Origin of the sequence: Kribbella sp. HUAS MG21, from assembly GCF_040254265.1 — a bacterium.
Lineage (GTDB): Bacteria > Actinomycetota > Actinomycetes > Propionibacteriales > Kribbellaceae > Kribbella.
Genome location: NZ_CP158165.1, coordinates 1,994,110 through 2,006,830 on the forward strand (window position 1 = coordinate 1,994,110; position 12,721 = coordinate 2,006,830).

The 12,721-nt window shown below is 71.2% G+C and carries 8 protein-coding genes; 2 read left to right on the top strand and 6 right to left on the bottom strand.

Annotation, left to right across the window (positions count from 1 at the left end; translation table 11 throughout):
- Positions 1-201: 201 nt before the first annotated feature.
- The 5 genes from ABN611_RS09465 to ABN611_RS09485 form a co-directional block, all read right to left on the bottom strand.
- Positions 202-2,349, bottom strand: a complete 2,148-nt coding sequence (locus tag ABN611_RS09465; RefSeq protein WP_350279438.1) for a glycosyltransferase — start codon at positions 2,347-2,349, stop codon at positions 202-204.
- Complete coding sequence (locus ABN611_RS09470; protein ID WP_350279439.1) at positions 2,346-4,025, bottom strand: hypothetical protein; 1,680 nt, start codon at positions 4,023-4,025, stop codon at positions 2,346-2,348. The genes ABN611_RS09465 and ABN611_RS09470 overlap by 4 nt, the downstream gene beginning before the upstream one ends.
- A 155-nt stretch (positions 4,026-4,180) precedes the next feature.
- Positions 4,181-5,005: a hypothetical protein gene (locus ABN611_RS09475; RefSeq protein ID WP_350279440.1), complete on the bottom strand. Its 825-nt coding sequence runs from the start codon at positions 5,003-5,005 to the stop codon at positions 4,181-4,183.
- Position 5,006: 1 nt separating this feature from the next.
- Positions 5,007-7,268 (bottom strand): glycosyltransferase family 2 protein, encoded by a 2,262-nt coding sequence (locus ABN611_RS09480; protein WP_350281616.1) that lies wholly within the window; start codon positions 7,266-7,268, stop codon positions 5,007-5,009.
- A gap of 54 nt (positions 7,269-7,322) precedes the next feature.
- Positions 7,323-8,075: an N-acetyltransferase gene (locus ABN611_RS09485; RefSeq protein WP_350279441.1), complete on the bottom strand. Its 753-nt coding sequence runs from the start codon at positions 8,073-8,075 to the stop codon at positions 7,323-7,325.
- 121 nt (positions 8,076-8,196) lie between these two features.
- On the opposite strand from ABN611_RS09485, the gene ABN611_RS09490 reads away from it, so the two are divergent.
- The gene (locus ABN611_RS09490) at positions 8,197-10,425 is read left to right on the top strand and encodes a hypothetical protein (RefSeq protein WP_350279442.1); all 2,229 of its coding nucleotides are present in this window, start codon (positions 8,197-8,199) and stop codon (positions 10,423-10,425) included.
- Here ABN611_RS09490 and ABN611_RS09495 read toward each other — a convergent pair.
- Positions 10,418-11,440, bottom strand: a complete 1,023-nt coding sequence (locus ABN611_RS09495) for a spore coat protein (protein ID WP_350279443.1) — start codon at positions 11,438-11,440, stop codon at positions 10,418-10,420. The genes ABN611_RS09490 and ABN611_RS09495 overlap by 8 nt on opposite strands.
- 297 nt (positions 11,441-11,737) lie before the next feature.
- On the opposite strand from ABN611_RS09495, the gene pseB reads away from it, so the two are divergent.
- Positions 11,738-12,721, top strand: a complete 984-nt coding sequence (pseB, locus tag ABN611_RS09500) for a UDP-N-acetylglucosamine 4,6-dehydratase (inverting) (RefSeq protein WP_350279444.1) — start codon at positions 11,738-11,740, stop codon at positions 12,719-12,721.

Here is a 12,721-nt window from a genome sequence, read left to right on the forward strand (position 1 = left end):
GAGGGTTCGCCCGAGGTGCGCGGAGCGCGGGTGCGCGGGTGCGGAGCGCGGGTGCGGAGCGCGGGTGCGGAGCGCGGGTGCACGGGTGCGCGCGGGTGCGCGGCGCGGTGCGCGCGGGTGCGCGCGGGTGCGCGCGGGTGCGCGCGGGTGCGCGCGGGTGCGCGCGGGTGCGCGCGGGTGCGCGCGGGGTGGGGCCGGGGGTTAGGTGATTTCGAGGTGGAGGGTGCCGGCGAGGGGGCGTACGGCGAGGGTGTGTGGACCGCGCTGGATGGTGAGCGGCAGGCGGCTCGACAGGAACGGCTCGCACTGGACCGCATGCGCCGTACCGTCGGGCGCCGTGGCGAACAGGATCCACTCCGCCGGGTCCAACGCCGCCATGTCCACCACAGCGGCCCAGCCGTCGTCGGAGACGGTACGGCGGCACGCGACGTCCACGTGGTCGTCGGAGTCGGGCAGGTACCGTCGCCAGCTGAAGTCGACCTCGCCCCAGTCGGGTCCGCGGACCACCAACATGTTGCCTGCGACAACGGCTGCGGTCGCGGTCATCCGGATCGGTGACTCGTGCAGGTTCACGTACCCGCCGGTCGAGCGGGTCAGCATCACGACGCGCCCGCGTTCCGCGTGCGAGACGAGCCGGTCACCGGCCGTCCACAGCAGCACCTGTTCGCGTCCCTCCGGCCCACGCATCCGGAACGCGCGCGTCGTCCGCTGGCTGAACGGGTCGTCCGGGTTCGTCTCCTCGAGGATCGGCCGGATCGGGAGCCGGGCCGTGAAGTCCCGGCCGCGCAGCTCGAGCGGCAGCTCCTCCTCACCGCCGGACAGCGGCCGGCTCACGAACAACGACGGCTCGTCGAACGCCGACCGCCCGTGCAGCACGAGCGCCTCGGGCGTCTGCTCGACCGCCGTCAACCGGCACGGATCCGCCAACCGCCGGATCGCGAGCGCGCCGTTCGTCCCCGGACCGGGCTGGATCCAGTTCGTGTCGTCGATCCACGCCCCGGGCGGCCAGCCGGGACTGCCCGCCTTCTGACCACGCAGCAGGTCCCGCCGACGGATCCCGCCGCACCGCAGCCGTACGTCGAAGTGCGACGGGCCCGCCGTACATTTGGCCAGCAGCTCGCGGCTGACGCGGACCTCGAACCCGACAAGGCTTGTGCCGCCGCGCAGGTCGCTCGCCGGGTAACGCCGTACCGGGAGCCGGTGGTTCTTGCCCGCGATCACCAGGTCGATGCGCAGGCTCGACGGCCGGGACTGCAGGTGGCGCAGCTCGGCGGTGCCGCGGACGGACAGCTCGCCGTCGACCCACGTCACCTCGCGCACGCTGGTGGCGAGGGTGAAGTCGGTCTTCGTGCGGTGCAGGTGTTCCTCGGCCGCTTCGGGGTCGAGGGCGACCTTGTGCAGGAGCTCGAGGTCGCCCGAGCGAAGGGCCGCGAACTGGAGCTGGGCTAGGCGTGGCGAGTTCACCAGCACGGCCTCGTCCAGGCGGTCCAGGAGCTCGGTGGTGAGCTCGACCAGGTGCTGCTCCTCCTCCGGCGGGACCGTGCCGAACGCCGAGAGGATCGCGTGCAGGTCGATCTGGCGGAAGTGCGCGTGCACCCGGTGCCTGATCGCCGGCAGCGCGTCCTCGACCTCGTCGAGCACCATGCCGGCCGAGACCACGCGGTCGCGGATGTTCGCGAGCTGGAACTTCTGCTGGGTGATCGAGTCGCCGGACTCGCGCTCGCGCCAGAAGTACACGGGGGCCGCGACCGTGTCGACCGTGACCGCGTCGAGGTGCGCCTTGAGCGTCACCGGGTAGTCCTCGTAGCGGATCGCCGGGAAGCGGTAGCCGTACTCGTCCCAGAACGAGCGCCGGTACACCTTGTTCCACACCATCCGGTCCAGGACGAGCTGCGGTGTCTCGGAGATGTGCGTCGCGAGCCGGTCGGCCGTGAACGCCTGCGCGTGCAGCCAGGACGGGCGGACGCCGTAACTGTTGTTGAACCGGCGCGCGTTGCCGGCGGCGAAGTCCGAGCCGGTCCGGTCGAGCGCCTTGATCAGCAGGCCGAAGCCGTGCCGCGTGACCAGGTCGTCACTGTCGACGAACGTGACGTACTCCCCCGTCGCGTGCTCGACGCCGGTGTTGCGTGCCGGGCCGAGACCGGCGTTCTGCTGTTCGACGATACGGAACCGTGGGTCCTGCCCACAGAACTCCTTCGCGATCACGGCGCTGTCGTCCGGCGAACCGTCGTCGACCAGGATCGCCTCGAAGTCGGTGAACGTCTGCCGCGCGATCGAGTCGAGGCAGTCCCCGATGTAAGCCCCCACGTTGTAGAACGGCACTACCACGCTGAGGCGTGGTGTGCTCATCTCTTGCGGATCCGGCGCGCGAGCTTGCGGGCGACGACCTTGGGCTTGCGGACCTGGGCGGCGTGGAAGATCACGCGTGAGACGGCGTACGTGCGGGAGCCGCGGATGCGCTCGTGGGCGGCTGTCAGGCGCTGGAGCTGGCCGCGGAGCTCGCGGATGCGGTTCTCGCGGGTCTTCATCGCCTTGTTGCGGAACCCGAGCGTGCGCTCGAGGCCGTAGACGTGGCCCTTCAGCTCGAACAGCTCGTGCTTGGCCGCTTCGGCTTCGGCCAGAACGGTGCGGACGTCGACTGTCGGGTTGGTCCGCAGTACGGCGTCCAACGCGGCGGCAAGCTCCTTGCCTCGGGCAACTTGCGCGGTGCTCGCGGGGATGGTGTCGGGCCCGGTCGCCTGGGTCTGCTCCGGCGGCTCGATCCCCGACATCCCGAGCCAGGCCGAGACCAGATCGTCCCCCACCATCCACGGCGGCCACGGGTGCCGCCGGTGCTGCCCGACCAGCCGCTCATGGAACCGCACCCAGGCAGCCGCCAACAGATCCTGCTTCTCAACAGTCTCCGCAGCCACCCACCCGGACACCCCATAAGCAAACGACTCACCGTCGTAAACCACATCATCCCATCGGACAATCACCCGCGAGTCGGCCACCCATTCACCCAACTCCGCCGCCAACTTCCGGAACCCCGGCACATCCTCAGCAGCAGCCAGCCGAAACAGCACACTCTCCACAGAAACCCCGCGCGGAACGGCCCTGGGGACGACCGCGGAGTCGAAAGACACAGAGCCGGCCGTGCTGTCGGCCTCCTGCGGTGCGTTCTCCGGCAAGCCGACGGACCAACCGGTGAGGTTTTCGTCGGCGGTGAAGATGGTGTGGGCTGTTTGGGTGTAGATGTCGTGGGTGGGGCGGGCGCCGGCGATGGCGAGCCAGCCGGTGGGGATGGAGGGGAGGAGGCCTGCGCGGGAGGCGGTGTCTACGCCCTCGGCTGCGGGCGACAGGAGAGGTACGTCGACCGACTCCAGGGCGCCGGATGCCAGGCGGGTCGGGAGTTCGCCGGGGCGGGCGGCTGCGGCTACGTCGGTGCGGATGTAGGTGCGGGAGCCGAAGTCGGCGTACACCTCGGCGGGCCACGGGAGGGCGGACTTGAGTTGGTCGACCGAGACGGGCCGCGTGGGGTCGTCGTGGAGGGGGCGCCACTCGTCGTCGCCGTGGCGTTCGTGGGTGGGGCGGCTGTCGAGCAGGTTCAGCAGCGAGAACTCGTTCTCCAGGCCGAGTACGACGACCGCGTCCGGAGCCGCCAGCGCCGACACCGCGGCGAGCCGTTCGCTCCACGACAGGTCCGCGCTGTCGTACCCGAGCACCCGGTCCAGCCCGTCCGACGCGACGATCACGTCGTACGGCTCGGACCGCAGGCCGTCGAGCGCGCCCGCGATCACCTGCAGGCACGGACCGAAGTCCTGACCCAGCTGGTGCGCGTCGGAGACCGAGCGCACCAGCATCGTCACGTCCGACGAATGCGCGAGCACCGCCTCGATCAGCTGCGGCGCGTGCGGTCCGAGGATCAGCGTCCGCCGGTTCGCGGGTGCGACGTCGCTCAGCAGCGCCGCGAGCGCCGGCCGAGCCGCCGTGTGATCGGTCCACGGCTGCATCTCACCGCGGACCACCTGAACCTTAGAGGACATCTGAGACCCCTGCGCCGTCGCGAGCAAGCGCTCGGCGGAGTGCCTCGCCGTGCTGGAGGGAAGGCCTCGATGTGGTTTCATCGTGGCCTTTCCTCCAGTGCGGCGAGGTGCCCGCCGAGCGCTGCGCAGTAGGCGCAGGGGTCTCAGATGTCCTCTTAAACACGCTCTCTCCAATCGAACAGGGACCGCAGTTCCGCGGCGGGCATCATCCAGGGCTTGCCGAGTTCCAGGTCGGTGGTCGCGCGCGCGGCGTCCAGGTCGACGGTCTTGCCGAGCATCTCCGGCCACAGCCGCTCGATCCGGCTCTGGCCGCCGAACAACGGGTTCTCGCCGTCCATCTCCATCGGGTCGCCGTACACCGCCGGCTCGCAGCCGGCCGCGACGCCGTAGAAGATCGCGGTCGACAGCCGGTTCGCGGCGACCCGCTTGTGCTTGCGCAGCTCGGCCAGCTGCTTGAACAGGAACCGCCGGTCGGTCCCCTCGTACGAGAACCCGCGGCGCCCGAACGACACCACCCGGAACCCGGCGTCCTCGTAGAACCCGCGCACCTCGGGCCGGTCGTACTCCGTGTAGTACAGGCTGAACGTCACCGGACCGGGCTCGGTCTCGCGGATCTCGTCGATCAGCCGCTGGTGGTCGCCGTGGATCTTGCCGCCTTCCCACCCGTGGAAGAGGAACCACAGCGTGCCCTCGCGCTCGACCGGCTCCTCGGGCTCCGGCTCGAGCTCCATCAGGTACAGGAACGGCGCCCCGATGCTGTGGTAGTTCCGCCGCCCGAGCGCGTGCCCGCGGCGCTTCGGCGCGTCGCTCCAGGTGAAGCGCCAGGCGCCGTCGTAGAACTCGTGCACCGGGTTCCAGCCGCAGCCGATGTTCCAGCCGTGCTGCAGGTACCCGCGCAGCCGCGGCGGGTGGTCGAAGTCGAACCCGGCGTACCGCGAGAGGATGTGCGCCTGACCGTAGTAGTGGTTGTGATGATGCAATTCAGCGCACCTCGACGTGCAGAGTGCCGGCATGGGGTCGGACCGCGAGCGCGTGCGACCCGCGAGTGATTGCCAAGGGCAACCGGCTGCACAGGAACGGCTCGCACTGTACGGCGTGCGCCGTACCGTCTCTGGAGGTGGCGAACAGGATCCAGTCGGCCAGCGCGGCCAGCGGATCGACCGAGACCCGCACGGCGCTCGCCGGGACCAACGCGTCCAGGTCAGCGGCGGCCGACCAGCCGTCAGCGGTCTCGACCCGGCTGCACGGGACGTCGAGGTGCTCGTCGGAATCGGCCAGGTACCGCCGCCAGCTGAAGCTGACGTCGCGGCCCGCCCACCCGCGCACCACCAGCTGATTGCCATCAGCGACAACATCGACAGCGGTCGTCCGGATCGGCGACTCGTGCAGGTTCACGTAGCCGCCGGTCGACCGGGTCAGCGTGACCACGCGACCGTCCTTGACCTGCGAGACCGCGGCGTCGCCCGCCGTCCACAACAGCACCCGCTGCTGCCGCTCGGGCCCGCGGACCCGGAACACCCGGGTCGTCCGCTGGCCGAACGGATCGTCGTGGTTCGCGGCGTCGAGGACGTCCTGGATCGGCAGCCGCGCGGTGAAGTCCCGCCCGTCGACCTCCAGCGGCACCTCTTCCTCGCCGCCGACCACCGGGCGGCTGAGGTACAGCTCCGGCTCGTCGAACGACGCCCGCCCGTGCAGCACCAACTCGTCGGCCGTGCGCTCGACCGCGGTCAGCCGGCACGGATCCGTCAGCCGCCGCAGCGAGAACCAGCCGTACTTGCCCGGCCCCGGCTGGATCCAGTTCGTCTCGTCGATCCACGCGCCGGGCGGCCACCCGGGACTGCCCGGGCCTTGACCGCCGAGCATGCCCTTGCGCTCCCGCCGCCCCGACCGCATCCGGACCTCGAAGTGCGCCGGAGCACCCGTGCACTCGGCCAGCACTTCCCGGTCCAGCAGCACCTCGAACCCGACCAGCGTCTTGTCCCCGTGCAGGTCCAGCGCGTCGTACCGCCGGACCTCCAGCGGGTACGACGTCTCGCCGACGGCCAGCGCGATGTCGAGGGTCGACGTACGGCCGGTCTCCAGGTGGCGGATCTCCGCGGTGCCCTTGACCGACAGCTTGCCGTCGACCCAGCGGACCTCGCGCACACTCGTCGCCAGCGTCAGATCCTGGTCGCGCAGCCGGTACAGCTCCCGCGGTACGGCGGACTCGCCGCGGCCCGGGTAGTTGTAGTCGAGCTGCTTCGACCGGCGCGGCCGCGCCACCGCCCGCGCGCCGCCGCGGAGCCCGCCGGAGTTCCGGAAGACCGCGAGCCGCCGGAGCAGGTCGACGTCGCCGGCCCGGAGCGCGGCGTGCTGGATCCGGTCGTACCGGTGCGTGGCCGCGAGGACGTCCTCGTCGAGCCGGTCGACGAGCTCGCGGGACAGGTCGACCAGCGCCTGCTCGTCGTCGGGCGGCACGGTGCCGAAGGCGGACATCAGGGTCAGTACGTCGATCTGCGCGAGGTGCGCGTGCACCCGCCGGCGCACCACCGGTACGGCGTCCTCGACCAGGTCGACGACCATCCCGGCCGAGGTCACCCGGTCGCGGATGTTGCCGAGCTGGAACTTCTGCTGGGTGATCGACTCGCCGGACTCCCGCTCGCGCCAGTAGTAGACGGCCTGCGGGATGGTGTCGACGGTGACCGCGTCCAGGTGCGCCTTGAGGGCGACCGGGTAGTCCTCGTACCTGATCGGCGGGAAGGTGTACCCGTACTCGGTCCAGAACGAGCGGCGGTAGACCTTGTTCCAGAGCATCCGGTCCAGGACCAGGTCCGGGAACTCGGTGACGTGCGTCGCGTGCCGGACGCGGGCGAACGGCTGCTTGTGCAACCACGACGGCCGGACGCCGAAGCTGTTGTTGAACCGGCGCGCGTTGCCGCCGGCGAAGTCCGAACCGGTCCGGTCCAGGGTCCGGACCAGCGCGGCGAACCCGTACCGCGAGACCAGGTCGTCGCCGTCGACGAAGGCCAGGTACTCGCCGGTCGCCTCCCGGATCCCCGCGTCCCGGGCCGGGCCGGGCCCGGAGTTCTCCTGCTGGATCAGCCGGAACCTCGGGTCCCGGGCACAGAACTCCTTCGCGATCACGGCACTGTCGTCCGGCGAACCGTCGTCGACCAGGATCGCCTCGAAGTCGGTCCAGGCCTGCCGGGCGATCGAGCCCAGGCAGTCCCCGAGATAGTCGCCAACGCCGTAGAAGGGCACCACAACGCTCAACCGCGGCGTCACTCTCGTGTGCCCTCCCTCGCGGTTGCGAACGGTCTACGTAGCGGCAACGAGATGCACCGTCAGGAGGTTATGCACCGGCTCGAAGCCGTACCGGGACCAGATGCGCTGGATCCCGATCTGATGGGCCTGCGTCGTCACGACCAGGCGCCGCGTCGTACACGCGTCCTCGATCGCGGCCAGCAGGTGACCGTACCGCCCGCGGCCCTGCTCGGCCGGGACGACGCCGGCCAGCTGGATCTCGGTCCAGGAGCGCTGCTCGTCGATCGCGCCGAGCGCGAGCACCCGCCGGTCCGGACCCCGCAGTACGACGGCACCGGCCGCGGCGATCCGCCGCCGGGCCCACTCCTGGCGGCCGGCCAGGGCGCGCGCCCGGTCGAACACGGGGTCGGCGCAGTAGTGGTTGCCGGCGTCGCCGAAGACGTCCGCGACCAGGTCATCCACCAGGTCGTCGTCCACGTCGTCCTCGATCTGGGCGGCGAAGCCCGCGAGCGGCGCCGGGCGCCGGCCCTTGCCGACCGGCAGCGCCCAGCAGACGACGGTGTCGGCCAGCAGCGCCTGCCGCGGCCCGCTCGCCAGCGCGGCGAACCAGGTGGCCTCCCGGGCCGGGTAGCGCAGCACGATCACGTCGGCGGTCGACCTCTCGACCGCGGCCAGCACCTCCGAGAGCGGCGTACCGGCCGAGGCGGACACCGACATCCGGTCGATGGAGACCCCGAACCGCTTCGCCGCGTCCACGGACGGCCGCACGGTCAGCTCACCGGCCTCGAGCGCGTCGTACCAACTCATAGGCCGCTGAGCTTAAGCCATCGGAGTTACCAGCCGTACGTCGAGGCACACGCTGCGCAGACCTCACAAGGAGTGACGTAACGCGTTCGTGGCGCGACGGATTTCACATTACTGTTACGACATGCGCGCGAAAGCGAGGCGGCGGGGGCCGCGGACCGCGGGTCCCTCCCTGTCGGGTCTGGTCGCCGGCCTCGCGGTCGCGCTGCTGACGGTCGTCCTGCTCGCGCTGCACGCGACGCCCTTCGAGCTGATCCGGTTCGTGCTGTTCACCGTGGTCGCGGTGCTGTTGCCGGGGTTCGCGCTCTGGCGGCTGGTCGGCGGGTACGGGCGCAACCTGGTCGAGGACCTGTCCGCCGGGTTCGCGGTCGGTACGGCGGGACAGGTGCTGGTGTACCTGGCCAGCGCCTCGATCGGTCTCCAGGCGTGGTCGTGGGCCTGGGCGCCGGTCGTCCTGGTGATCGCCTTCGTGGACAGCGACGCCCGGGCGCGGGTCTGGCGGCGGGTCGAGCGCCCGGTCCGTCCGCTGCAGGCGTGGCTGCTCGCGGTCTCGACCGCGGTCGTGCTGCTGGTCGTCTACCGGCGCGGCCCGGCGCAGTTCCTGCCGGCGTACACCGATCCGTTGCGCGCCTACCCGGACCTCGCGTTCCAGCAGGCGCTGGCCGCCAGCGCGAAGTACGACGTACCGATCTCGACGCTGTGGCTCGGCGGCGAGCCAATGAAGTACCACTCGTTCTTCCATCAGGCGACGGCCGCGACGCAGTGGGGGACGCGGATCGACCTGACCGACCTGATCCACTCCTTGAGCTGGCTGCCGTTGTTCCTCGCCGGGTGCGGGCTGGTGTTCGCGCTCGCCACGAGGATCACGCCGACGGCCGAGTCGGGTGCGACCTGGGCCGGGCCGCTGGCGGTGTTCGTCGCCGGGCTCGGCGGGGCGGTGCAGCCGTTGGCCGGCGCCGGGTTGGGCGGGATCTCGACCGCGGTGGCGGCGTACCTGAGCCCGACGCAGAATCTCGGCGTCCTGATCGTGCTGGCGCTCTGCGTGGTGGCCGTGGATCTGTTGCGCGCCGATGGCAGGCCGCGGAGCCGGTGGGTGCTGCTGGTGCTGCTCGCGCTGATCGCGGCCGGGGCGAAGTCGACGATCCTGCCGGTGGTCGGTGTCGGGTTCGCGTTCGCGTTCCTGCAGCTGGGGCTGGCGCGGCGGAGTACGCAGCCGGCCTTTCTCGGCGGGCTGCTGTCGCTGGCGGTGTTCGTGGCGGCGTTGATCGCGATCTTCGGCGGCAGCACGTGGGGGACGGAGATCAAGCCGTTCGAGACGTTCGTGCAGCTGGCGCCGTACCAGCTGGTGATCTCGAACCCGCACGCCCAGCTGCTGAGCGGGGCGACGACCCTGCTGAGCTGGGGACTGGCGGCGTCCGGCTTGTTCTTCCTGGGCCGGAAGTGGCGGGACACCGGTGCGGTGTTCCTGGGCGGCGTCGCGGTCGCGGGTCTGCTGGGGACGCTGCTCACGACCCAGTCGGGGGTCAGTCAGCTGTACTTCCTGCGGACTGCGTTCCCGGTGATCGCCGTCCTCGCGGCCGCCGGGCTGGCGAACCTGGTCGGGCGGCTGGGCGACCGGCGGGCAGTGGTGCTCGTGGGGGCGGCCGGGGTGCTCGGGCTGGTGGCGTTCGCGGTCGCGCGCTCGCGGTCCGCCGACCTGCCGGGGATCAAGGGCCCGTGGCTGTGGACGGCCGCCGCGGTCGCCGTCGTCGCGCTGCTGGCGGCCGTCGTGTGGAAGCTGGCGCGGCGGCCCGGCAACTTCTTCGTGGCCCTGGCCGGCGCCGCGGTCGCGGCCTGCATGATCGGCGCGGCCCTGGTTCCGCTGCAGGCGTTCGTGTCGGACAAGGCGTCGAGCCTGGTCTTCGCTCGCCCGTTCCGCGGCGGCGCGACGGCGGCCGAGGCCGGAGCCGCGCGGTGGCTGCGGCGCAACAGCCAGCCGGGCGACCTGATCGCGACCAACGCGCACTGCATCATCGAACGCGACGGCCTCTGCGACAGCCGGCACTTCTGGCTCGCCGCGCTGTCCGAGCGCCCGGTCCTCGTCGAGGGCTGGTCGTACTCGAACCAGGCGAACCGGATCGCCCTCACCGCCGACAGCAATCCGAGCCTGATCCCGTACTGGGACCGCGAGAAGCTCGCCGCCAACGACATCGTCTTCAGGGCGCCGACGCCGGCCGCGGTCGAGCGGCTGCGCGACGCCGGGGTCCGCTGGCTGTACGCCGACCACCGGGCCGGCGAGGTCTCACCGGCGCTGCGCACCTACGTCCGCCTCCGGCACGCCACGCTCGACGCGACGATCTACGAACTCAGGTAAGCGCCAGCAGCGCGTCAGCGACCCGCTCGCGCCCACAGCCGTCGACCAGGTCCCACCCGGCTCGTGCCAGCCGGCCCCGCTCGGCCGGGTCGGTGAGCAAGCGCTTGAGGACCTGGTCCGCGGACGCCACGTCCTGCTGCAGCGCACTCAGCAGACCGAGCCCGGCCGCGGCGCCGGTGCCGACCGCGCGTTCGTACCCCATCACCTGGTTGTCGACCACACACACGAGCCCGGCCGTGGCCCCGAGACACAGCAGCTCCCAGGTCGACGTACCCGAGGCGCTGATCGTCAGGTCGGCCTCGCGGACGCGCGCCGCGAGCTGATCCGTCGGGCCGATGATCTCGACGCGCTGCTGCGGGTGCAGTTCGACGGCGGCGATCCGCGCGGCGAGGTCGGCTCCCGGCGCGACCACGGTCGCCTCGAAGGGCAGACCGGTCGAGGCCAGCGCGCGAGCGACGTACGGACCGGCCCCGAAGGCATCAGTGCCGCCGAAGAACGCGAAGATCTTCGGTACGGCGCTGTGCCGGTCGGCGGGCGGGGTCGCGGGACGGTGGTCGAGGATCTCGTCGCGGATCATCACGTACGGCAGCCCGGCGAGCCGGACGGATCCGTTCGGCAGCGGCGGGTCGTCGAGCTCGGCCGCGAGGTTCTGGTCGACGAGGACGTCGGCCTCGGCGCCCCGGAAGTCGCCGTCGACGATCGCGAGCGTCGGCAGCCCGCTCGCCCGGACGGCCGGGTAGACGGCCGCGTCGAGGTCGTACGAGTCGAACACGACCGCGTCCAGCCCGAGTTCACCGAAGAGCTCGATGTGCTCGGCGGGTTCCCAGACGGCCGGCCGTACGGCGATCCCGCGCGCCGCGATCTGCTGCGCGGCCCACGGCACGGTGTGCGCGTCGCACACGAACACCAGCTCCACGTCGCGGCGCCGTACCTCCTCGGCGAGCGCCAGGCACCGCATCACGTGACCGACGCCCCGGGCCGGCCCCACATCACATCGCACCCCGACGCGTTTCACGGGGCCTAGTGTCCCGCAAGCGGCGTAGCTTGAACGATAGCGGTGTCCAGGTGCGTGCATCGGGGTGCTTGGTCAGTGGCCTCGATGCGGAGCATCGTGGGCGCTGGCCAAGTGCCGCGAGGTGCGTGCCTGGGCGCCGATAGCGTCAAGCTACGCCGCTTGCGGGACACTAACGTACGTTTGAACACGGTTGGCTGAGACAGTGGATTGAGAGGGTCGCTCAGCGGGCAGCTATTGTTTCGAGGCCGCACCGCGTGTGCGTAGTTCGGAACTGTCCGTCAGAAGGGTCCCGCTCGCGTGTCAATCCTCACCGGCTCCGACATCCTGGTCACCGGCGGTACCGGGTCGTTCGGGCGGTCGTTCGTACGGCACGTGCTGGCGCACCTGGAGCCGCGGCGGATCATCGTGTTCAGCCGCGACGAGCTGAAGCAGTGGGAGGTCCGGCAGTCGTTCGGCGACGACCCGCGGCTGCGGTTCTTCATCGGCGACATCCGCGACCGGGCCCGGCTGAACCGGGCGATGCACAAGGTCGACTTCGTCGTGCACGCGGCCGCGCTGAAGCAGGTCGACAGCGGTGAGTACAACCCGTGGGAGTTCGTGCAGACCAACGTGGTCGGGTCGCAGAACGTGATCGAGGCGGCGATCGACAGCGGTGTCCAGCGAGTGGTCGCGCTGTCCACCGACAAGGCGTCCAGCCCGATCAACCTGTACGGCGCCACCAAGCTGACCGCGGACAAGCTGTTCATCAACGGCAACCACTACGCGGCGGCGTACGACACCCGGTTCAGCGTCGTGCGGTACGGCAACGTGATGGGCAGCCGGGGCTCGATCATCCCGAAGTTCCGCGCGCTGCACGCGGCCGGCCAGTCGCTGCCGATCACCGACCTGCGCTGCACCCGGTTCCTGATCACGCTGCCGGAGGCGGTGCAGTTCGTCGTCGACTCCTTCGACCTGATGACGGGCGGCGAGCTGTACGTGCCGCGGATCCCGTCGATGAAGGTCACCGACCTGGCCGAGGCGATCGCCCCCGGCGCGCGGATGCACGACGTCGGGCTGCGCCCCGGCGAGAAGCTGCACGAGGAGATGATCAGCCCGGAGGAAGGCCGCCGCGCGCTGGTGCTCGGCAACCGGTTCGTGCTGCAGCCCGACCTCGCCACCTGGGGCTACCAGCCGCCCGCCGACGGGACGCCGGTGCCGGACGGGTTCCACTACGCGTCCGACACCAACGACCGGTGGTACTCGATCGAGGAGATCCGCAAGATCCTCGAGAGCGACGTCTGA